A 20,939-nucleotide genomic window follows, 5' to 3' on the forward strand; every position below is an offset into this window, starting at 1 on the left:
GATAGTGGTCCGGCCCTAATAAAAGTCACGTGTACGCGCGCGAGCGCGAGCAGTCGGGCGACCGCGGGGGCGGTCCACGATCCGCCGAAACGGCCTAGATGACCGCGTCGAAGTCGTTGTGGCCCTGAATGTCGACGCCCTCGTCGGTGATCTCCGCGAGGAAGACGCCGTTGCCGGAGCCGGTGTCGCGCTCGACGGCGCTCTTGATAGCTCGCGCGGCGACCGTTTGTGCCTCGTCGAGCGAGAGGTCCGCTTCGTACTCGTTCTCGAGGAGGCCGTAGGCCAGTTGCATCCCGCTGCCGGTGACCGTGTAGTCGTCGGCCATCACGCCGCCTGCGGGGTCGATGCTGTAGACGTGGCTCCCCTCGCTATCGACGCCGCCGAGGATGGGGTTGATCGCTCGGAACGGGCCGCCGCGGGCGAAGTTGCCCGCGAGCGTCGCGAGCGCCTCGATCGGCATCGGCTCGCCGCGGCGCGATTCGTAGAGGTTGACCTCGGCGCGCAGCGTTCGGATGAACGACTGTGCGCCGCCGACGCTACCGACCAGCGTCAGCGCGCCGGTGGGGTGGATCTGCTCGACCTTCTGGACGTCCTTGTTCGAGACGAACCGCCCGCCGAGGCTGGCGCGCATGTCCGTCGCGATGACGACGCCGTCGTCGGTCGTGATGCCGATGGTCGTCGTCCCGGTCTTGTTGACGGTGTCGCCGCGGTCGTCGCCCCGGTTGCCGTCGGGGAGCGAACCCAGTTCGGGCTCGTACGGCGACGGATCGGCGTTCCCCTGCGGCGTCGACGGTTGGGTCCAGTTATTCATCGCTCTCCTCCTCCGGGTGGTCGATCTCCGCGAGGATCGACTCGAGGTGGTCGGTTTCGACCGAGCGGAACGACTCGTCCTCGGTGGTGATCGTCGCGACGTCGACGTCCTCGGCGTCGACGACCTCGTCTTCGGGCGCGCTGAGCGCGCTCAGTGCGACCTCGATGCCGCCGTCGACGTCGAGGTCCTCGCGGTAGTGCTCCTCGAGATGGCCCTGAATGGCGTCGCGGTCCCCACCGATGGCCGCCGCCTTCCACTCGTAGTCCGTCCCCGAGGGATCGGTTTCGTACAGTTTCGGCTCGCCGGCGTCGATCCCGCCGACGAGGAGGGCGACGCCGAACGGACGCGCGCCGCCCGTCTGGGTGTACTCCTGAATGTGGTCCGTGACCGCTCGCGTCAGCGTCTCGACGCCGATCTGCTGCCCGTACCGGAGCTGTTCACCCTGTGCGCGGCGGCGGGCGAGATCGACGAGCTGACGCGCGTCGGCGACGTGGCCGGCGCTCGCGACGCCGATGTGGTCATCGGCCTTGTGGATCTTTTCGACGCTCTCGCGCTCCATGAGCGGCGAGCTGACCTGTCGATTCGCGGCGAGGACCACGCCGTCGGGCGTGCGGAGACCGACGCTCGCGGTTCCGCGTTTAACGGCCTCGCGGGCGTACTCGACCTGGTAGAGACGTCCGTCCGGGGAGAAAATGGTGATCCCCCGATCGTACGCCTGCTGATTGGATTGTCCTTGCATTAGTCTTCACCTCGGGTAAGGGATAGACATATATAGGCCTTCTTCTGAAGGCAACTTCGTCCGTTCGGCACGAACCCCGAAGAAAGGGGTCCGAGCACGCTTTCGACGCGCGGAATCGCCCGGATCGAAATCTCGTGGTCGACCCTCGGAGTCTTCGTCCGTGATTCGCGTCTCGTACTCGAGTAACTGCCGGATTACTCAACCCGTCGATATGAACGGTCGGCTGCTATCTCAAGCTTTCCACTGAAACGGATCACTGCCGTTGATTTCGGTAGAGCATTTCGCACTCCACTACACAGGTGACAGCGGACCGGTCGAGTCACCCCGAGAACCCAGCCGTTCGTCGGCTCGAGGCGTCGGCAACCCTTTCGATTTCCAGGAAATAACTACAGATGCACGAACACAGTACCGTCGTCGACGTTCCGCTCGAAACGGAAACGGAAACGGACACGGAAACCGTCCACCGATGCGGACTCGCGCTCTCTCGTCTCCCGAACGGTTTCAGAGCCGGGTCCGCCATCAGTCCGCTCGTATCGAGTACTGCCCTCGAGTTGCGATCCGACCGGGCTCCGAGTTCCGACGCGAACGACGCCCGATCCGCTGCTCGAGGTGAGCGAACGTGAGCGAACAGTCAGCGTCGGCACCTACGTCGACATCGACGGTCGTCGACGTCGTCCCCGGCGGGGAAGCGATCCACGGGGCGCTCTACAGGTACGGGTTAGGCGTGCTGTTCGCTGCGAACGTGTTCGGCGCGGGATCGGTCTACATCCTCGCCGACACGGGCGCGAACTTCGCGTTCTCCCTGCTGTGGGTGTTACCGCTCGCGTTCCTCGTCGACATCGCGCTGCACGACATGAGCGCGCGACTCGCGACCGAGGACGAACCGCTCGCCGACTACATCGTCGACGTGCTCCCGATCGGGGGAACGACGCTCCTCGTCGGCATCTCGCTGATGTCCGGGCTGTGGGCCGTCTCGAACTACGCGGTCGCCGGTGCGGCGCTGGCCTGGCTCGTTCCCGGCCTCGACAACGTCCTCGTCGGGATCGTCCTCGCGGCCGGGGCCGGCATCGCCATCGTGCAAATGAAGGTCTACGATCGGATCGAAGCGGCGATCGCCGCGATGGTGTTCGCCGTCTTCAGTTCGTACGGGCTGTTGCTGCTGGGCCTCGACGTGCCGTGGCAATCGGTCGCCGCCGGCCTGCAGCCGATACTCCAGACCGAGATCGGGTATCTCACCGCGATCATCGCACTGCTCGGGACGACGGTCTACTGGCCGAACTTCTTCATCCAGTCGAGCATTCAGCCGACCAAGGAGTGGACCGACATCTGGGAGTACCGTCGGGACAACGCCGCCGGAATCGCGACGACGCTCGTCATCGGTAGCTTCGTCATGATCGTCTCGGCGGTCACCCTTTCCGGGGGAGATATGACGCTGACGGGCCCCGGAGAACCGCTCGCGGCGATTCTCGGCGATTACGCGCTCGTCGTGTTCATACTCGCGGCGTTCCTCGCCTCGATCTCCTCGGCCACCGGGACGCTGTTCGGTGCCGGGTTCATGGTCCCACAGGCGCTCGGTCGGGACACGGTCTTCGGCGACGCCGCGTTCCGTCGAACCGTCATCGCGCTGATCGTCCTCTCGGCGATCACCGCGCTTCCGCTGCTCGCCTACACGGGCTTTGGCCCCGTCGAACTGGCGATCGTCATGCCGGCCGTCAACGGCGCGATCGGTCTGCCGGTCACCGTCTTCGCGCTCATCGGGGCCGTCAACAGGTTCCACGACGTCGACTGGTACGAAAACGTCGCGTTCATCGCCGCGGGCCTCGTGTTGCTCGTCGGCAGCCTCCTGACCGTCCAGTCGCTGTACGAAACCATCCTGAACATCCTCTGAGGGCTCGAGCGGAGGTGAGCGAGCGGGAACGAAGAGGAGAGACAGGAGTGATACCGGAAGCGAACGCCTCCCGTGAGCAGGCGGGAAGCAGAAGGTAGGAGTAGCGCGGGAACCGACCAGTCGTATCGATAGGCGATATGCTCGCGCTCCCCTTCGACCTCCCCCTGGTCCTGTTGCTCGCCTCGATCGCTTTCTTCTCGGGGATCGGCATCACCACCATCGGCCCGGGCGGGATCTTCGTGACGATCGCGCTCTACTCCCTGACGTCGCTCCCCTCGAGCCAGGTCGCCGGCACCGCCCACGCCACGTTCGTCGTCACCGGACTCGTGGGGAGCGCCGCCTACCTCCACTCCGGGGAGATGAAGACCGGCGAGAGTCGCGCGATCGCGATCGTCCTCAGCGGCGCGAGTATCCTCGGCGCGCTCGTCGGCGCGTACGCGAACGCGTTCGTTCCGCGCTCCGTATTCGGGCTCCTGCTCGGCGGCGTCGCGTCGGCCGTCGGCGGGATCATCCTGTACCGCGAGCGCCGCGGGTTCAGCCCGATCTACGACCTCGAGCCCCTGACTCGAGGCGGCCGAACCGTACTCGCCGGCCTCGGATTCGCCCTCGGCGTCTGCAGCGGCCTGCTGGGAATCGGCGGGCCGGTGCTGGCCGTGCCGGCGCTGGTACTGGTCGGCGTCCCGATGTTGCTCGCCGTCGCCGTCGCGCAGGTCCAGTCGATCTTCATCGCGACGTTCGCGGCGTCGGGCTACTTCCTGCAGGGGAACGTCCTCGTGCCGCTCGCGGTCGTCATCGGCACGCCGCTCCTGTTCGGCGTCGTCGTCGGGTGGCGAGTCGCCCACGCCATCGATCCCGAGCGGCTGAAGGTCGCGCTGGGTGTCGTCCTGCTGGGCGTCGGCCCCTATCTCGCCCTGTGAGCGGCGGAGCCCGTCACGTCGGCGGGAACCAGACTGAAGGCGACGCGCGTGGACGTCGACACGTTCCATGCCACCGCGGATCCTCGTCCCGTTCGACGACTCCGAGCCCGCTCGCGACGCCCTCGAGTACGCGTTCGATCTGTTTCCCGACGGCGAGTTCGTCGCGCTTGCCGTCGTCGACACCACCTCGTTGCCGTACATTCCGAACGTCGCTGACGACGCCGAGATGAGCGACGACGCGCGAGCGCTGCTGGACGACGCCGCCGACCAGTTAGCCGCGGCCGAGGCCATCGCCGACGAGCGCGGCGTCGCCGTCGAAACGCGGACGCGAATGGGAACGCCGGCCCGGGAGATCCTCGAGTACGCCGAACGCGATCCCGTCGATCACGTCGTCATCGGCAGCCACGGCCGATCCGGCATCGAACGGATCCTGCTGGGCAGCGTCGCCGAGGTGGTCGTCAGACACTCGCCGGTGCCGGTGACGGTCGCTCGATGACGGCGCTGCCGTACCGTGACGACTCCGTCGAATCGTCCGACTCGAGGCCCTGCACACACGGGCCGCGGACTCTTTGCGACGAGTGACCGATATCGGCTCGAGAGGCCCATGAGCGAATACGACGGCACGGAGAACCCCGAGACGCCCTGGCGGGACGACGGAGAGACCGAAGACGACAATCGCGGGGACGAGGGACTGACCGGCGCCGACAGGACCCCGTACGGGCCGAACGCTGCGGAACGAGGAACGGGACTGTCGGCGATCGTGGGCCTGCTCGGGCTCGCCTTACTCGTACAGGCCCTCGTCCTCGATCTCGCCGCGAGCCAGTTCTGGAACGACAGCTTCGTCGGTGCGACGCTGCTCGTCGCCGGCGCGTACAACTACTCCCGCCGATCGAACGAGGAGTTCGGGAGCATCGGCGTCGCGTCCCTCGTCGCGCTCCTCGGCCTGTGGCTCGTCGCATCGCCGTTCCTGCTCGGGAACGGATCGGGTATCGCGGAGACCGCGAGCGGTCTCGGCTTCTGGACCGACATCGTCGTCGGATCGCTCGCGTTCGGGATCGGGTCGTACAGCGCCTCTGCGATCCGCGATCGGCGTCGCCACGTGAACGTGCGGAGAACGGCGAGGTGAGCCCTCGCGGACCGACGGTACGGTCGCGTTGCTGTCGGTTTCGATGACTGTGGCATACTCCGGCCCAATCCACTTATCCCGCGTTCTGGTACAGTGATTCGATGCTTCCGCTCGTCGCGATAGTGCTCGCTCTCGTCGTCGGTGCGGTGATTCTCGAGGTCGTGTCGTATCGAGCGCTCGAACGGATCCCCTCGGTGGCCACCGAGGAGTTCCCCGAGATCGATCGGGAGTTACTGGGGAAGTTCAGTAGCTTCGATCCCGAACTCGGGTGGGTTCCCCAACCGAACCGGGAGAAACAGAAGGACACGGGCGATCACCTCCCGGGCGAGGAGGTCCGCACCACGGTCACGTACTCGACCGACGAGTACGCGAGTCGGGTCTGCCCCGCGAAGGAACGCGATCCCGACGCCGACCGCACGGTTTCGACCTACGGCGACTCCTACTGTTTCTGCCGGGAAGTCGACGACGACGAGACCTTTCAGAACTATCTCGCGCGGGAACTCGACACCCACGTCGCCAACTACGGCGGCGGCAACTACGGCCTCGATCAGGCGCTCATGCGGCTCAAACGCCAGTATCCCGACGATCCGACCGACCACGTCTTCATGGTCGTCACCGCCTCCTCGATCGCGCGCATCCTCAGCGTCTGGAAACACTACCAGGAGTTCGGCAACATTCTCGCGGTCAAACCCCGCTACGTCCTCGAGGACGGCGACCTCGAGCGCGTCGAGAGTCCCGTCGACGAGAAGGAGGAACTGCTCGACCTCGAGTCGAAGGCCGACTTCCTCCGGGAGTACGATTTCCACTACGACCACTGGTTCAAGCCGCACTTCGCGACGCGGCCGTACACGGCGGACTTCTTCGAGAAGAACGAACACCTCCGCTACGCCGGCTACACGGCCGGGAAGGAACTCGAGCGCCGTCTCGGTCGATCGATCCCGGGAATCGACTTCGATCTGGCTCAGACCCAGTCGGCGTTGCGACTGGAACAGCCCCGCGTGCGGTACCACGAGCGGCTGTTCGACACCCACGAGGCCCTGTTCGACGCGCTCATCCGGGAGTTCGTCGACTACGCGGACGAGCAGAATTTCGAGCCGACCTTCGTGATGGTTCAGCAGCTCCGGTACGCGAAATACGAGTCCGAACACGGGCCGATCTACGGCGACCTGCTGGAGCGACTCGATGAGACGTACGATGACCTGACGACGATCGACATGGCCACGCACCTCTCGCCCGACGACGGCGACGTCGAGTCGCTGTACGTCGAACGCGGGGAGGGCGGCCACTACAGTCCCGAAACCAACGCGGCAATCGCACAGGTGCTGGCCGAGGTCGTCGAGCAGCGGGCAGTCGTGGAATGAATCCCGTCTACCTCGTCGCCGGCATCGTCATCCTCGTCGGTGCGATCGTGGACATCCTCTGGACGACCCTCTGGGTCGACGGAGGCTCCGGTCCGATCTCCGGTCGACTGACGACGGTTATCTGGCGCGGTCTCCGGATCGTTACGCGGGATCACAACAGGGCCCTCAGCCTCGCCGGACCGATCATCCTCACCGCCACGCTCGCGATGTGGATCGGACTCATCTGGATCGGCTGGACGCTCATCTTCGCGAGCGAGTCGATGGCCGTGGTGAACTCTCGCACCGGCAGCCCCGCCGACTGGTGGGGGCGGTTCTACTACGTCGCCTACACGATGTTCACCGACGGTAACGGCGACTACACCCCGGTGTACGGCGGTGACGTCTGGGAGGTCGCCAGCGCGTTCACGACGGCTTCGGGCATGGCGTTCGTCACGCTCGGCGTCTCCTACGTCCTCACCGTCCTCGGGGCCGTCTCCGACAAACGCTCCTTCGCCAGTACCGTCACGGGACTGGGAGACCGAAGCGAAGCGTTCGTCCGAACGGGCTGGACCGGCGAGGACTTTCAGGGCCTCGAGCTGACCGTCGAGTCCCTCGCGTCGGAACTGAGCCTGCTCGCCGAACAGCACAAGTCCTATCCGATTCTGCACTACTATCACAGCGAAGAGGGCGAGCAGGCCTCCGCCGTCGCGGTTCCCATCCTCGACGAAGCGCTCATGCTCTTTCGGTACGGGATTCCGGACGAGCAGAGCCTCGATCCCGCGATCATCGCGACCGGCCGCTCGAGCGCACGGAGTTACCTCGAGACGCTCGACGATTCGTTCATCGAGCCCGAGCCGGCGGTCCCGCGCGCGCCGGATCTCGGTCGGCTCCGGGAGGACGACATTCCGACCGTCTCCGACGAGGAGTTCGCCGAGGCTCTCGCGGAGTTGACCGACCGTCGCCGCCGTCTGCTGGGCGTGGTCGAAGCCGACGCCTGGGAGTGGCCGCCGCTCGAGGAGTGAGACGGTCTGCTGTACCTGTGTCCCGCCGCGCTCGCAGGGCGGATCGCGGGTGCACCGGAACTGACTGACAGCGGTTCGTATGAACCGGACCGAGATTCACTGTGAGCAGGGCCGATATTCATAGCGTTGGGCGACCACTCGACTCCGTATGGAGGAGTACGACTTTCTCGTCATCGGCTCCGGCTCCGGCCTCGACGTGGCGAACGCCGCGGCGAATCAGGGACAGTCGGTCGCGGTCGTCGAGAAGGGCCGACTCGGCGGCACCTGCCTCAATCGCGGCTGTATCCCCTCGAAGATGCTGCTGTACCACGCCCACGTCATGGAGACGATCGAGCGCGCCGGCGAGTTCAAGATCGACGCTACGGTAAACGACGTCCAGTTCGCCGACATCGTCCGGGAGGTCACCGAGGACGTCCACGGCAGTTCGGACTCGATCCGGCGCGGACTGACGTCGTCCGATCGTCACGATCTGTACGATGCGGAGGGCCGATTCGTCGACGACCGAACGCTCGAGCTCTCGGGCGGTTCGACCGACGGAGAACGCATTCGCGCGGACACCGTCCTCGTGGCGGCGGGCACGCGCCCGGCCATGCCGCCGATCGACGGCATCGATACCGTCGACTACCTCACCAGTACCGAGGCACTCCAGTTAGAGACCCCGCCGGATCACCTCGTCATCGTCGGCGGCGGCTACATCGCCGCGGAACTGGCGCAATTCTTCGGCACGTTCGGGAGCGACGTGTCGATCGTCGGCCGTCGACCGAACCTGCTTCCGGATGCCGACGAGGAAGTGGCCGCAGCGTTCACCGAACGCTACGCCGACCGGTTCGACGTGTACACCGGCTACGAAGCGACCGCCGTCTCCGGAGACGACGATTCGATCACCGTCGAGGCACGTCCGTTCGCGGACGCTGGCGGCAGCGCCGCGAGTCCGGACGACCCCGTCTCCGTCACCGGCGACGAACTGCTCGTCGCGGCCGGTCGGGTTCCGAACACCGATACGCTGAACGTCGAGGCCGCCGGTATCGAAACCGATCAGGCCGGATTCGTGCGGACGGACGAGTACCTGCGAACCACCGCCGACGGCGTCTGGGCGCTCGGCGATATCGTCGGCGAGTACCTGCTGAAACACAACGCGAATCACGAGGCGCAGGCGGTCGCGCGCAGCCTGTTCGGCGACGAACTCGAGCCGGTCGACTACTCGGCGATGCCCTTCGCCGTCTTCGCCTCGCCGGAGGTCGCCGGCGTCGGGCTGACCGAACAGGAGCTACGCGCTGCAGACAGAGAGTACGCGAAGCGCACCTACCGCTACGAGGAGACGGCCCGCGGCAGCGCGATGAAAGCCGAGGGGTTCGTCAAGCCCATCATCGACCTCGAGGGCGAGATCCTGGGTTGTCACATCATCGGTCCCGAGGCGTCGAACCTGATTCAGGAGGTCGTCGTGGCGATGACGGCCGGCTCCGGGACGGTCCACGACGTCCGAGAGTCAGTTCACATTCACCCCGCGCTCTCCGAGGTCGTTCAACGCGCGTTCTCCGGGCAGTTCACCCAGGGTGGCGGGCACGACCACAGTCACAGCCACGGCCACGACCACGATCACAGTCACTGAAACCAGCCTTCGGCGGATCGAGACTCGGTCAATGGTTCCGATCCGCGCGACCGCTCGTTCCACTGTAATTTCCCAGTCGGCGGATTTGCGTCCGCTGCACACGACCGCACTCCCCTTTTGTGACCCCGCGACCGAGTACTGTCGTAATGGCGAAAGCAGCGATTATTATCCTGGCAGGCACCGAATCGCACAGTGACACCGGCCGTCTCGTCAACGGCCTCGAGGCGGCAAAGGAGTTCTCCGAGAACTCCGACGACGACCTCGAACTCATCTTCGACGGTGCCGGGACGCAGTGGATCCCGGAACTCGAGGACGAGGATCACGACTACCACGACCTCTATCAAGCCGTCAGCGACGAGGCCGCAGCCTGCGAGTACTGTTCCGGCGCGTTCGGCGTCGACGAAGCGGTCGACGACGCCGGCGTCGTTACCATCGACGATAACGACGGTCACCCGAGCGTCCGCTCGCTGGTCGACGACGACTACGAGATCATCACCTTCTGAGCCGGCAGTTCCGGGCCGCAATCGAATCTCCTCGAGCGACGAACCCGTCGGTCACGCGCTTCGAGTACACTTTCACTCCGGTAGCACACACCTTTTAGCCTCCCCGTTAGTATGGGACAACGATGACGTCGTTACAGTCGACACTCGGTGACGAGCCGGGGATCGCCGAGGAGCTGGCCGAGAGCCAGCAGTCGATCTCCATCGCCGAGTTCTTCGAGAAGAACAAGCACATGCTCGGCTTCGACAGCGGCGCTCGAGGCCTCGTCACGGCCGTCAAAGAGGCCGTCGACAACGCCTTAGACGCCGCCGAGGAGTCGGGCATTCTCCCGGATATTTACGTCGAGATTCAGGAAGCCGGTGACTACTACCGCCTGATCGTCGAGGACAACGGACCGGGACTCACGAAAGAAACGCTCCCGAAGGTCTTCGGGAAACTTCTCTACGGCTCTCGCTTTCACGCACGCGAACAGTCCCGCGGTCAGCAGGGGATCGGTATCTCTGCCGCCGTTCTCTACGCCCAGCTGACGAGCGGGAAGCCCGCGAAGATCACCAGTCGAACCCAGGGATCGAGCGAGGCCGAGTACTTCGAGCTCATCATCGATACCGACGAGAACGAGCCCGAGATCAGCGTCGAGGGGACGACCACCTGGGACCGACCCCACGGGACGCGCATCGAACTCGAGATGGAAGCCAACATGCGCGCCCGCCAGCAGCTCCACGACTACATCAAGCACACGGCGGTCGTCAACCCCCACGCCCGCCTCGAGCTGCGCGAACCCCAGGAACACTTCAAGTTCGAGCGCGCGACCGACCAGCTTCCCGAGGAGACCGAGGAGATCCGCCCGCACCCCCACGGCGTCGAGCTCGGCACCGTGATGAAGATGCTGACGGCGACGGACTCCCAGACGGTCTCGGGCTTCCTTCAGGAGGAGTTCACCCGCGTCGGGAAGAAGACCGCGGAGTCGGTCATCGACGAGTTCCGGGACCGCCACTACGGCCGCGAGATGCGCTGGCGGCCGCCCGCTTCTCACGAACCCGTCGACCTCCGCGCCGCGGTCGAGGACGCGACCGCGAACAAGGGCCGCGACGCGACGGCCGCGTTCGCCGAGACGATCGTCGATGCGGTCTCCGATTCCGAGCGGATCGCCCACTACGAACTGGTCGCGGCGGTCGAATCGGCCGCCGACGCGGTCGAGGACGATCACGGAACGACGTTCGGCGACACCGTCCGCGAGAACGCCGTCGAGGCCGTCTGGCTCGAGTTGATCGACGCCGTCGGGGCGGACGGTGAGACGGCAGCAGACGAAGCGGACGGCGAGGACGGGACCGGACCCGACGGCGAGTCGCGGCTGGTCGCCGACCTGTACGACCTCGCGGACGACGCGACGAGCACCCGCAAGGACGACGAGGTGATCCACGCCTTCGCCGACCGACTCGCGGCCAAGTTCGAGGACGAACGCGCGGACGAGAACGCTCGCCACCGACTCGCTCACAAGCGACTACGATCGCACGTCGATCGAGCCGCGGATCTCACCGAGGAGTACGACGACGTCTCCTTCGGCGAGACGGCGCGCGAGAACGTCATCGAGGCCATCTGGTCCGTCATGGCGACCGTCCCGGACGAGCCGCCGCTAGTTCGCGAACTGAACGGCGACCGCGACGCCACCAGCAACCTCGTCGACGCGATGCGCGCGACCGACATTATGGCGCCGCCGACGCGGTGTCTCGCGCCCATCTCGGAGGATCTCATCACCGCCGGCCTCGAGAAGGAGTTCGACGCCGAGTTTTATTCGTCCGCGACGCGCGACGCCGGCGTCTCCGGCGGGGACCCGTTCATCGTCGAGGCGGGGATCGCCTACGGCGGCGAGCTCGAGGCCGACGGAACCGGGCAGGTCATGCGCTTTGCGAACCGAGTCCCGCTGGTCTATCAGCGCGGCGCCTGTGCGACGACGGACGTCGTCAAGTCGATCGGCTGGCGCAACTACGGCCTCGACCAGCCCGGCGGCTCCGGCCTGCCCAACGGGCCGGTCGTGATCATGGTTCACGTCGCCTCGACGAACGTGCCTTTCACCAGCGAATCGAAAGACGCCGTCGCGAACGTTCCCGAAATCGAGGACGAGATCGAACTCGCCATTCGGGAAGCGTCCCGGGAGCTCAAGAGCTTCCTCAACAAGCGCCGGTCGATGGAAAAGCGCCGGAAGAAACAGAACGTCCTCGGAAAGATCCTCCCCGAAATGGCCGCGAAGGTCGCCGAAGTCACCGACCGCGACGAGCCGGACATCGACGACGCCATCGCGCGCATCATGAACAATGTCCTCGTCGAACGCCGGACCGAGGAAAACGGCGACGGAACGGCGGTCTCCGTCGTCGTCGAGAACAACTCGAGCACGAACGAGTCGCTCGAGGTGACCGATATCGTCTCGGCCGAGCCGACGAGCCTCTCCGACGGCGCGACCGTCGTCGAAATGGACGGTGAGTGGTTCGTCAAGTGGGAACCCGAGGTCTCGAGCGACGACGAGGCGGCACTCGAGTACGAGGTACCGGACGACGCGACGTTCGATCTGGACGTCAAAGGCGTCGAAAGCGAGAAGCTGACGGTGAAACAATGAGCACGGACGACAATCAGCAGGCACGGGAGCAGTTGATCGATCTCGCGGCGCAGTTCTACGACCAGTTCGAACTGGGCGAGATCCCCCACATGTCCGTGCCGACGCGGACGAAGAACAACATCGAGTACGACGAGGAGATGTCCGTCTGGGTCTACGGCGACCGCGAATCGACCCGGTCTGCGAACTCCGTCCGCGGCGCGCGCAAGCTCCTGAAGGCGATCTACACCATCGAGTTCCTGTCCGAGCAACTCGAGGAGGACCGCTCGTCGACCCTGCGTGAACTCTACTACCTCTCGGAGAGCTGGGACAACGACGAGGCCCAGTTCACGAGTCAGGACGAGTCGAACGGCATGATCGAGGACCTCGAAATCGTCTCGGGAGTCACCCGCGAGGACTTCCACATGCGCCCCGAGGAGTCGGGGGCGAAGGTGATGGGGCCGCTCCACATCCGCGAGCAAACGAACCGCGGCGACCGCGATATCCACTGTCAGCTCGACGTGGGGCAAGGCGGGTATCAGGTCCCCAACAACCCCGACACGATCGAGTTCCTCGACCACGATGCCGATTTCGTCCTCTGCGTGGAGACCGGCGGCATGCGCGACCGACTCGTCGAGAACGGCTTCGACGAGGAGTACAACGCCATCGTCGTCCACCTGGGGGGCCAGCCCGCCCGCGCCACGCGTCGACTGACGAAGCGCTTCCACGACGAACTCGGGCTCCCCGTGGTGGTGTTCACTGACGGCGACCCCTGGTCGTACCGGATCTACGGCTCCGTCGCCTACGGCTCGATCAAGTCCGCCCACCTCTCGGAGTACCTCGCGACCCCCGAGGCCGACTTCATCGGCATCCAGCCCAGCGACATCGTCGAATACGAACTGCCGACCGACCCGCTCTCGGATTCGGACATCAACGCGCTCGAGAGCGAACTCGAGGACCCGCGCTTCAAGACCGACTACTGGACGGAACAGATCGAACTGCAACTCGATATCGGGAAGAAGTCCGAACAGCAATCGCTGGCGTCTCACGGACTGGACTTCGTGACGGAGACGTATCTGCCCGAGCGGTTGGACGATATGGGCATCCTCTAGAGCGCTTCGAACCGAGGCGTCTCGAGACGAATTTCGAGACGCTGTTCCGACGCTGGTTTTCGACGGTATCTGAACCGACGTTTCGGTGACGCCCTGTGTCTGCAGGTGCAACCGGTTCCCGTCCGCACGACTTGTCACCATCTAGAATCAGTGATATGGCGGACGACAAAGATAGCGAACGGCCGATGCACAGCGATCCGGACGAGGACGCGATAGACGAACCGACGACCTCCGGTGCGCAGGAGGCCGACGAGACCGCGTGGATGATGAAAGAGGGAGTCACGATCGGCCTAATCTCGATCATGGCCGTCCTCGTCTTGGCGCTGGGGCTCCTGCAGGGAACCGGCATCGTCGACGTCTTCGCACCGATCGCCGACACCAATTTCGGGCAGTGGATCGCGTTCGGCGTACTGGTGCTCGTCGTCATCGCGGTGTTCGCTTGGTCACGCGTCGGCGTCTGAGCGCCAGCGCCGAGACACTTCCTCACTCGTCGAGGACGACCGGAACGCCGCGGTGAGCGACGTCGACGACGAACGCGTCCGCGTCGATTTCGATCGCCGCGAAGGTATCGTAGTGAACCGGGAGCACGAGGTCCGGCTCGAGACGGTCGGCCAGCGCCGCCGCCTCGCGCCGATCCATCGTGAACGTGCCGCCGATCGGCGGAAGCAGGAGATCGACCGGAACGTCCTCGTGAATCGGGAGGGCGTCGGTATCGCCGGGCCAGAACGCGGTGATCCCGTCGACGGTGACGCCGAAGCCACAGCCCCGCCCCTCGAGATGATACGGCGTCCCGTTTTCGTCGGTGTGTGGGCCGTCGGGATCGTTGTACGCCGGCGTCGTGAACAGGTCGAGCGGCCCGAGGACGAACGACTCGTCGGCGGCGACGCGTTCGACCTCGAACGCCAGGTCCTCGGGCCTCTCGTCGACGCGGCCGATCGCGCTCGCGTCGATCGACTCGTGAACGACGACGAGCGCGTCCTCGCGGGCGACGCGTCGAATCGATTCGGGGTCGTAGTGGTGATCGTGGGAGACGAGGATCAGATCGCCGTCGCGGGGCTCGAGGTCGTCCAGCACGCCGTACTCCTCGGGCCCGGGATCCAGATAGACGACCGCGCCGGTTTGGCCCTCGAGGCGAACGGCCGCGTGGCCGAACCAGTCGACGGTCACCGCGTCGAATCGGACGGTCATGCGAGACAGTTTCTCGAGCGGGCCGAAAAGCGTTCCACTCCGGTCGATCCGGATCGGATCGATCCCAGACCGAGAACCGACACCGGGAACGGAGTCGCGATCAGGGGATGCGGACGGAGTGCTCGAGCGTGCCGACGCCCTCCACTTCGATTTCGATCTCGTCGCCGTCGGCGAGCGGGCCGACGCCCTCGGGCGTGCCGGTCGCGATCACGTCGCCGGGCTCGAGGGTGAGATAGGTCGTGATCTCGGCGATCAGTTCGGGGATCGAGAAGATGAGTTGCTCGCGGGAGCCGTCCTGTTTCGTCTCGCCGTTGACGCGAGTTCGGACGGCGGCGTCCGCGGGGACTTCGTCGGGGGTCGCGAGAACGGGTCCCATCGGCGCGGCGCCGTCGAAGGCCTTGCCGCGGATCCAGTTCTGTTCCTGCCGCTGGTCGTCGCGGTTCGAGAGGTCGTTGACGCAGGTAAAGCCCTCGACGACGTCCATCGCGTCGGCTTCGGGGACGTGGCGACACTGCTCGCCGATGACGACGCCGAGTTCCGCCTCGTGGTCGATCCGCTCCTTGCCCGCGGGCAGCGTGACGGTGTCGCCGTGGGCCGCCAGCGCGTTCGGCGGTTTCAGGAAGAGCATCGGTCGATCGGGCAGCTCAGACCCCATCTCGTCGGCGTGGTCGGCGTAGTTCTTCCCGATACAGACGACCTTCGAGGGCTCCGACGGCGGCAGGATGTCGACCTCGTCGCTCTCGAGCGCGTAGCTCTCGTTCGCGAAGTGAACGGTGCCGTTCTCGTACTCGCCGCGGCGAACCGCGCCGGCCGGGTCGCGGAATCGGACGAATTTCATAGTCGGTGGATGGACGCAGGGGATAAAAAGGATTGAGAAGGCGGCTCGCTCGAGGGGAACTCGTTTCGAGTCCCCGGACTAGACGTACCCTTCGAGCGCCTCGAACGCCTCCTGCGCCGCGCGGTCGGGTTCGTCGGGATAGGTGTAGAGCTCGAGCGTCGCGAACCCGTCGTAGCCGATGTCCTCGAGGGCGTCGAATATCGCCCGAAAGTCGAGGTCTCCGTCGCCGGGGATCCGGTGGTAGTGCTTTCCGCGGCGGCCGCCGACGATGTCCTCGAGGTGAACGCCCGTGATGGAGCCGGCGCTGGCGCGGACGCTTTCGGCCACGTCCTCGCCGTAGACGGCCGCGTGACCGACGTCGAGGTTGACGCCCAGCGAATCTCGGCCGGTCTCGTCGATCAACTCGAGCACCTCGTCGGTGTTCTCGATCAGCAGTTCGGGTTCGAACTCGATGCCGACCTCGATATCGCGAGCTTCGGCGTAGTCGAGGATCTCGCGAAGTGACTCGCGGAGGTAGTCGCGGGCCTCCTCGGGCGTCGTTCCCGGAAGGGGACGGCCGGTCGCCAGACAGACCGCCGGCGAGTCGACCGTTTCGGCGAGGTCGATCGCCCGCTTCGTGTACTCGACGCGCCACTCGCGAGCCTCGTCGTCCGCGCGGATCACGCTCGGTTCGAAAAAGGCCGACGGCGGCGCGTCGTCGTAGTAGCCCATCGCCGTGTTCGCGTTGATATTCGAAACGGCGAGGTCGGTGTTCGAGAGGGCCTCGAGCAGCGCGTCCCGATCGGCGTCGTCGAACGCCGGAAAGTAGGCGTGGGGGTCGTCGCCGAGCAGTTCGACGCCGGCGTAGCCGTGGTCGTCGATCCGGCGGACGGCTTCGGGGAGCGAGTGACGCGTGTACGCGTTCGTCGAGAAAGCGAGTTCGACCATCGATCTGGGGCTCGTACACCGGACGGCCATTAATTCGTTGGCCCGTCACACTCGAAGCGCGACCGGTGACCGGTCGTACGTTGTGCGGTGGCGCACGCGGTCCCGCGGCGAACTGCGAGCCATCGCAGCATCACAGTGCGAGCTACTATATATCGGTCGTCACGTCACGTCGAAGATATACGAAAGACCCACCGCCGGAACGAGAAAGACGCCGACAGCGAGTCCCCAGCGAATCCCGGCTGCGGTGGCGAAGGCCGCGTCGAGTAATACGAGCCCGAGGACGCACGCGCCGACCGCCGGGCCGACGGTACTCGGTACCGGATCGGCGGCCGCGGCTCGCAGGGGACGCCCGACCCACCAGCAGAATGCGGCGGCGAACGCGGTCGCGACCGTCGCCTCGAGTGCGGTCGGACTCCTACTCACGAGGAACCAGCCGACGGCGAGCACCGCTGCAATCGCACCGGTAGCGGCGACCGCGACTGCACCTCGGTTGCCGCCCTCGGTCTCTCGAGCGGCCATGAACGTGACGGCGGCGACGTAACCGGTGACGACCGCGGGAACGGCGAGCAGTCGGAGCGGGGACTCGAGTACCACAGCCCCGGCCGCGGTCGTGCCCAGCACGACGTTCAGCCCGCGCGTCGCACCCATCGCGAGGAAGCCGGCGGCGGATCCCTTCAGGAGACCGTCGTAGGCGACGACCGCGACGGCGACCGCTCCGGCGGCGACGGCGGCAGGATCGCCGGCGACGACGAACGCGATCCCGACGGCGACGACCAATAGCGCGAATCCGAGTCCGAACGCGGCGCGTCGGGAAATTCGACCCGAAGGAATCGGGCGTTCGGGTCGGTCTCGGGCGTCGACGGGCGCGTCGAACGCGTCGTTGAGGGTCGTTCCCCCGGCGTAGAGGCAGACGGAACCGATCGCGAGTCCGGCGACGATAGCTGGGGCGAAATCGTGGCCGGCAGCGGCCACGAGCGCGGCCCCGAGGATCACGTCCGGCGGCGCGGTGAAGAGGTTCGGCACGCGGACCAGTTCGCCGACCGCTCCGAGGGTCGTCCGGAGACTGCGTTCGGGTTCGGTTTCGCTCTCGCCGTCGATTGTGTCCGACTCCGTGTCTGCGTCCGACCCCGTATTCTCGTTTCGATCCGACGACACACCGCCGGCCACCCTACGCCCACCCGCGTTCCTCGAGGTAGGCCATCGCCTCCCGCGCGGTCTCGATCGGCGTCTCCTCGTATGGGTAGAGTTCGACGGTGACGAAGCCGTCGTAGCCCCGCTCTTCGAGTTCGGCGAGGAACCCGTCGATGTCCATCGCGCCGTCGCCGAGCTGGGTGTGTTCGTGGGTCCGGTCGGCCGGGATGTCCTCGAGGTGGTAGTGGTCCGTGTGATCCCAGAGGAGTTCGACGAGCTCGGCGGGGTCCTCGCCGATGCAGTAGAAGTGGCCGGCGTCGAAGTTGCACTTCACGCGCTCGGAGTCGACCCGCTCGAGGAGCGCGAGGAACTCGTCTCCGGTCTCGATCAGGAGGTCCGGTTCGGGCTCGACGAGGAGGTCGACGCCGACCGCCTCGGCCGTCGGGATGACTCGCTCGAGGCTGTCGACGAAGGTGTCCATCGCCCACTCGCGCGACTTGCCGTCGGGAATCGGCCCGCCGGGTTCGATCGAGATATAGGGCAGTCCGAGGTCGGCCGCGGTCTCGAGCGCCGCGTTAGTGTAGTCGATGCGTCGCTGGCGGTACTCCTCGTCGGGTTCGACGTAGGATGGATGGTGAAAGCCCTCGATCGCGGTCAGCATGAACGCGTTGGCGTTGCTGATCGCGATTCCGTGTCGATCGAGGACGTCTTCGATGCGCTCGCGCTCCTCGTCGGTGGCGTTGGGCGGATACAGGTGCGGTTCGTCGAGCAGCAGTTCGACGCCGTCGTAACCCGCGTCGGCGATGGCTTCGATCGCGTCCTCGAGTTGGTACTCCCGGAAGGCGTTGGTGGAGAAGCCGAACTGCATGAGTCAGGCCTCGTACTCGAAGTTCGGCGACTGGTCGAAGAACTCGTAGGGGTTCTCGAAGACGACCTTTCGGACCTCCTCGCGGTCCCAGCCCCGGTCGAGCATCTGGTCACGTGCTTTTGGTACCGCCAGCGGATCCGAGGGGTCCCAGTCGGCGGCGCTGTTGAAGATCATGTTGTCGGTGCCGTACTCCTCGAGCAGGTCGATCGCCGACTCGGCCTCGATCTTGCCCGGATAGAGCGTGAAGCCGATCCAGCAGTCCGTCCGCGTCGAAATGTCGATCGTGTGCTCCGTGTTGTGGTCGATGATGATTCGCTCCTGGGTGACGCCCATCTCCTCGATAATCTCGACGATCCGCTCGGTGCCCGAGGGCTTGTCCGTGTGGGGCGTGTGAACGATGACTGGGAGTTCGCGCTCTTCCGCAATCTCGAGCTGGCGGCGGAACGCCCACTCCTCGTCGTCGGTCACCTGATCGAAGCCGATCTCGCCGACGCCGACGACGGGGTCGCGCTCGAGGTACTCCGGGATCCGACCGACGACTTCCTCGGCCATCTCCCGGTAGTTCGCCTCCTTCGGCTCGAGGCCGATCGTCACGTAGTGGTCCATCCCGGCGGCGCGCTCGGCGCGGTCGGTCTCGTGTTCGATGATCTGCTCGAAGTAATCGAAGAAGGCACCCGCGTGGTGTTTGTCCTGACCGCTCCAGAACGCGGGCTCGATACAGCACTCGATACCCGCCCGCCGCGCTCGCCGGTAGTCGTCGGCCGAGCGCGAGACCATGTGCATGTGAGGATCGATAATCCGCATATTCTGCCGTCCCACGACCCGACGGTTTGGTGCTGTGATCGTTCGATCGCCAAACCGGCGGTTGATGATGGCGAATCAACAGCTCTCGGCGGCGGAATACGGCGTTTCGAGCGATCAAAACCACGTTACTCCCGCTACGCGAGTCATAACGAAAGTCGTTCGGCCCGCACCTTCGTGGGAATGACGCTGATCGAACGAGCGACGGCGGCGAGGTGCCCGGCGTGGATCGGTTCGAACGAGGAGACGGGTGAACGCGCGTCGCCAGTTCGGGCTGAGCGACCGCCGGGAGAGGATGAGATCCGATGAGCCACAGGGAGGACCCAGTGGACGACGCGGAGCGAACGGGGGTCTGGCTCGTCGGGGCACGCGGAAACGTCGCGACGATGTCGATCGTCGGCGCTCGGGCCATCGCCGGGGGAGCGACCGACACCACCGGGATGGTCACCGAGCGCGACCCGGTCTCGAGCCTCGAGCTCCCGCCCGTCGAGGGATTCGTCTTCGGGGGCCACGACATCGAACCGGCGTCGCTCGTCGCGCAGGCCGAACGCCAGCGCGATCGAAACGGCGTTCCGGACGCCGACACGCTCGAGACGGTTCGAGACGACCTGGCAGCGATCGACGATCGGATCGAGGTCGGTACGGCGGTCAACTGCGGTGCCGCCGTTTCCGATGACAGCGAACAGCTAGACGAGACCCTGCCGATCCGCGACGTCGTCCACCAGATTCGAGACGACTACGAGACCTTCCGCGATAGCCACGACCTCGAGCGACTCGTCGTCGTCAACGTCGCCTCGACGGAACCCGAACTGGCGGCGCCGGAGCGATACGACACGCGCGACGCGCTCGAGCGAGCGATCGACGAAGACGACCGCGACCTTCCGGCGAGCGTCCTCTACGCCTACGCCGCGATATCCGGCGGGCATCCGTTCGTCAACTTCACGCCGAGTGCGGCCGACGCGCTGGGGGGAATCCGCCAACTCGCGGCCGAAAACGAGGTCCCCCATATGGGGCGCGACGCGAAGACCGGCGAGACGCTCGTCAAGTCCGCGCTCGCGCCCATGTTCGCCGGCCGCAATCTGCGAGTCATGAGCTGGGAGGGCCACAACATCCTCGGCAACAAGGACGGCCTCGTCCTCGAGGACGAGGAAAACGCCGCCGGCAAGCTCGCGAGCAAGGGCGACGTGCTCGACTCGATCCTCCCCGATATCGGTCACAACCGCGTGCGGATCGACTACACGCCCTCGCTGGCCGACTGGAAAACGGCCTGGGACCACATCCACTTCGAGGGCTTCCTCGACACGGAGATGAAGATGCAGTTCACCTGGGAAGGGTCTGACTCCGCGCTCGCCGCGCCGCTCGTGCTCGATTTGGTGCGCCTGATATCTCACGCCGACGAGCACGGCGACGGCGGGCTTCAGCCCCAGCTCGCGTCGTTCTTCAAGGCACCCATCGGGGTCGACGAGCACGACTTCTCCCGGCAGTTGGACCGACTGTACGACTACGCCGAGGCCCATCGCTGAGACGCAACGAT

General features: G+C 65.8%; 20 protein-coding genes. 12 read left to right on the forward strand and 8 right to left on the reverse strand.

Going from position 1 to position 20,939, the window contains the following annotated elements; translation table 11 throughout:
- Nucleotides 1–94 precede the first annotated feature (94 nt).
- Nucleotides 95–811, reverse strand: coding sequence for an archaeal proteasome endopeptidase complex subunit beta (psmB, locus tag AC0QDI_RS01560; protein ID WP_474664573.1), 717 nt, complete (start codon nt 809–811; stop codon nt 95–97).
- Entirely contained in the window at nt 804–1,550 is a 747-nt protein-coding gene (gene psmA / locus AC0QDI_RS01565) for an archaeal proteasome endopeptidase complex subunit alpha (RefSeq protein ID WP_474664575.1), read from the reverse strand. The genes psmB and psmA overlap by 8 nt, the downstream gene beginning before the upstream one ends.
- Before the next feature lie 619 nt (nt 1,551–2,169).
- On the opposite strand from psmA, the gene AC0QDI_RS01570 reads away from it, so the two are divergent.
- The 11 genes from AC0QDI_RS01570 to AC0QDI_RS01620 all read left to right on the forward strand — a co-directional run bounded on the left by AC0QDI_RS01570 (nt 2,170) and on the right by AC0QDI_RS01620 (nt 14,113).
- Complete coding sequence (locus AC0QDI_RS01570) at nt 2,170–3,438, forward strand: NRAMP family divalent metal transporter (RefSeq protein WP_474664577.1); 1,269 nt, start codon at nt 2,170–2,172, stop codon at nt 3,436–3,438.
- 137 nt (nt 3,439–3,575) lie between these two features.
- Nucleotides 3,576–4,355 carry a sulfite exporter TauE/SafE family protein gene (locus AC0QDI_RS01575; RefSeq protein ID WP_474664579.1) on the forward strand — a complete coding sequence of 260 codons (780 nt, stop codon included), beginning with the start codon at nt 3,576–3,578 and terminating at the stop codon, nt 4,353–4,355.
- A gap of 67 nt (nt 4,356–4,422) precedes the next feature.
- A complete protein-coding gene (locus tag AC0QDI_RS01580; RefSeq protein WP_474664581.1) occupies nt 4,423–4,851 on the forward strand; it encodes a universal stress protein in 429 nt (142 codons plus the stop codon).
- 108 nt (nt 4,852–4,959) lie between these two features.
- The gene (locus AC0QDI_RS01585) at nt 4,960–5,481 is read left to right on the forward strand and encodes an SPW repeat domain-containing protein (RefSeq protein WP_474664583.1); all 522 of its coding nucleotides are present in this window, start codon (nt 4,960–4,962) and stop codon (nt 5,479–5,481) included.
- Nucleotides 5,482–5,582: 101 nt separating this feature from the next.
- Nucleotides 5,583–6,842, forward strand: coding sequence for a hypothetical protein (locus AC0QDI_RS01590; RefSeq protein ID WP_474664585.1), 1,260 nt, complete (start codon nt 5,583–5,585; stop codon nt 6,840–6,842).
- The gene (locus tag AC0QDI_RS01595; protein ID WP_474664587.1) at nt 6,839–7,843 is read left to right on the forward strand and encodes a two pore domain potassium channel family protein; all 1,005 of its coding nucleotides are present in this window, start codon (nt 6,839–6,841) and stop codon (nt 7,841–7,843) included. The genes AC0QDI_RS01590 and AC0QDI_RS01595 overlap by 4 nt, the downstream gene beginning before the upstream one ends.
- A 148-nt stretch (nt 7,844–7,991) precedes the next feature.
- Nucleotides 7,992–9,452, forward strand: a complete 1,461-nt coding sequence (locus tag AC0QDI_RS01600) for a dihydrolipoyl dehydrogenase (RefSeq protein ID WP_474664589.1) — start codon at nt 7,992–7,994, stop codon at nt 9,450–9,452.
- Between the two features lie 146 nt (nt 9,453–9,598).
- Nucleotides 9,599–9,955 carry a DsrE family protein gene (locus AC0QDI_RS01605; protein WP_474664591.1) on the forward strand — a complete coding sequence of 119 codons (357 nt, stop codon included), beginning with the start codon at nt 9,599–9,601 and terminating at the stop codon, nt 9,953–9,955.
- Between the two features lie 122 nt (nt 9,956–10,077).
- Nucleotides 10,078–12,564 carry a DNA topoisomerase VI subunit B gene (locus AC0QDI_RS01610; RefSeq protein ID WP_474664593.1) on the forward strand — a complete coding sequence of 829 codons (2,487 nt, stop codon included), beginning with the start codon at nt 10,078–10,080 and terminating at the stop codon, nt 12,562–12,564.
- On the forward strand, nt 12,561–13,652 hold the full coding sequence (locus AC0QDI_RS01615; protein ID WP_474664595.1) for a DNA topoisomerase IV subunit A: 1,092 nt from the start codon (nt 12,561–12,563) through the stop codon (nt 13,650–13,652). The genes AC0QDI_RS01610 and AC0QDI_RS01615 overlap by 4 nt, the downstream gene beginning before the upstream one ends.
- Before the next feature lie 155 nt (nt 13,653–13,807).
- Entirely contained in the window at nt 13,808–14,113 is a 306-nt protein-coding gene (locus tag AC0QDI_RS01620; RefSeq protein ID WP_474664597.1) for a hypothetical protein, read from the forward strand.
- A 22-nt stretch (nt 14,114–14,135) separates the two neighbouring features.
- Here the strand turns inward: AC0QDI_RS01620 and AC0QDI_RS01625 are convergent, their stop codons facing one another.
- The 6 genes from AC0QDI_RS01625 to AC0QDI_RS01650 form a co-directional block, all read right to left on the reverse strand.
- Nucleotides 14,136–14,840 carry an MBL fold metallo-hydrolase gene (locus AC0QDI_RS01625; protein WP_474664599.1) on the reverse strand — a complete coding sequence of 235 codons (705 nt, stop codon included), beginning with the start codon at nt 14,838–14,840 and terminating at the stop codon, nt 14,136–14,138.
- Between the two features lie 100 nt (nt 14,841–14,940).
- Nucleotides 14,941–15,678, reverse strand: coding sequence for a fumarylacetoacetate hydrolase family protein (locus AC0QDI_RS01630; RefSeq protein ID WP_474664601.1), 738 nt, complete (start codon nt 15,676–15,678; stop codon nt 14,941–14,943).
- Between the two features lie 78 nt (nt 15,679–15,756).
- Entirely contained in the window at nt 15,757–16,605 is an 849-nt protein-coding gene (locus AC0QDI_RS01635) for a sugar phosphate isomerase/epimerase family protein (RefSeq protein ID WP_474664603.1), read from the reverse strand.
- Between the two features lie 159 nt (nt 16,606–16,764).
- Complete coding sequence (locus AC0QDI_RS01640; RefSeq protein WP_474664605.1) at nt 16,765–17,760, reverse strand: UbiA family prenyltransferase; 996 nt, start codon at nt 17,758–17,760, stop codon at nt 16,765–16,767.
- 13 nt (nt 17,761–17,773) lie between these two features.
- A complete protein-coding gene (locus AC0QDI_RS01645; protein WP_474664607.1) occupies nt 17,774–18,604 on the reverse strand; it encodes a sugar phosphate isomerase/epimerase family protein in 831 nt (276 codons plus the stop codon).
- A 3-nt stretch (nt 18,605–18,607) separates the two neighbouring features.
- Nucleotides 18,608–19,408: a TatD family hydrolase gene (locus tag AC0QDI_RS01650; RefSeq protein ID WP_474664609.1), complete on the reverse strand. Its 801-nt coding sequence runs from the start codon at nt 19,406–19,408 to the stop codon at nt 18,608–18,610.
- Nucleotides 19,409–19,710: 302 nt separating this feature from the next.
- Here AC0QDI_RS01650 and AC0QDI_RS01655 point away from each other — a divergent pair, with 302 nt between their 5' ends.
- On the forward strand, nt 19,711–20,928 hold the full coding sequence (locus tag AC0QDI_RS01655) for an inositol-3-phosphate synthase (RefSeq protein ID WP_474664611.1): 1,218 nt from the start codon (nt 19,711–19,713) through the stop codon (nt 20,926–20,928).
- Nucleotides 20,929–20,939 lie beyond the last annotated feature (11 nt).

This window comes from Natrinema sp. LJW11, from assembly GCF_056135975.1.

What these genes read in the sequence shown, in the direction of transcription:
- psmB (WP_474664573.1), bottom strand. Translation starts at nt 811, where the DNA reads ATGAATAACTGGACCCAACCGTCGACGCCGCAGGGGAACGCCGATCCG.
- psmA (WP_474664575.1), bottom strand. Translation starts at nt 1,550, where the DNA reads ATGCAAGGACAATCCAATCAGCAGGCGTACGATCGGGGGATCACCATT.
- AC0QDI_RS01575 (WP_474664579.1), top strand. Translation starts at nt 3,576, where the DNA reads ATGCTCGCGCTCCCCTTCGACCTCCCCCTGGTCCTGTTGCTCGCCTCG.
- AC0QDI_RS01580 (WP_474664581.1), top strand. Translation starts at nt 4,423, where the DNA reads ATGCCACCGCGGATCCTCGTCCCGTTCGACGACTCCGAGCCCGCTCGC.
- AC0QDI_RS01585 (WP_474664583.1), top strand. Translation starts at nt 4,960, where the DNA reads ATGAGCGAATACGACGGCACGGAGAACCCCGAGACGCCCTGGCGGGAC.
- AC0QDI_RS01590 (WP_474664585.1), top strand. Translation starts at nt 5,583, where the DNA reads ATGCTTCCGCTCGTCGCGATAGTGCTCGCTCTCGTCGTCGGTGCGGTG.
- AC0QDI_RS01595 (WP_474664587.1), top strand. Translation starts at nt 6,839, where the DNA reads ATGAATCCCGTCTACCTCGTCGCCGGCATCGTCATCCTCGTCGGTGCG.
- AC0QDI_RS01600 (WP_474664589.1), top strand. Translation starts at nt 7,992, where the DNA reads ATGGAGGAGTACGACTTTCTCGTCATCGGCTCCGGCTCCGGCCTCGAC.
- AC0QDI_RS01605 (WP_474664591.1), top strand. Translation starts at nt 9,599, where the DNA reads ATGGCGAAAGCAGCGATTATTATCCTGGCAGGCACCGAATCGCACAGT.
- AC0QDI_RS01610 (WP_474664593.1), top strand. Translation starts at nt 10,078, where the DNA reads ATGACGTCGTTACAGTCGACACTCGGTGACGAGCCGGGGATCGCCGAG.
- AC0QDI_RS01615 (WP_474664595.1), top strand. Translation starts at nt 12,561, where the DNA reads ATGAGCACGGACGACAATCAGCAGGCACGGGAGCAGTTGATCGATCTC.
- AC0QDI_RS01620 (WP_474664597.1), top strand. Translation starts at nt 13,808, where the DNA reads ATGGCGGACGACAAAGATAGCGAACGGCCGATGCACAGCGATCCGGAC.
- AC0QDI_RS01625 (WP_474664599.1), bottom strand. Translation starts at nt 14,840, where the DNA reads ATGACCGTCCGATTCGACGCGGTGACCGTCGACTGGTTCGGCCACGCG.
- AC0QDI_RS01630 (WP_474664601.1), bottom strand. Translation starts at nt 15,678, where the DNA reads ATGAAATTCGTCCGATTCCGCGACCCGGCCGGCGCGGTTCGCCGCGGC.
- AC0QDI_RS01635 (WP_474664603.1), bottom strand. Translation starts at nt 16,605, where the DNA reads ATGGTCGAACTCGCTTTCTCGACGAACGCGTACACGCGTCACTCGCTC.
- AC0QDI_RS01645 (WP_474664607.1), bottom strand. Translation starts at nt 18,604, where the DNA reads ATGCAGTTCGGCTTCTCCACCAACGCCTTCCGGGAGTACCAACTCGAG.
- AC0QDI_RS01650 (WP_474664609.1), bottom strand. Translation starts at nt 19,408, where the DNA reads ATGCGGATTATCGATCCTCACATGCACATGGTCTCGCGCTCGGCCGAC.
- AC0QDI_RS01655 (WP_474664611.1), top strand. Translation starts at nt 19,711, where the DNA reads ATGAGCCACAGGGAGGACCCAGTGGACGACGCGGAGCGAACGGGGGTC.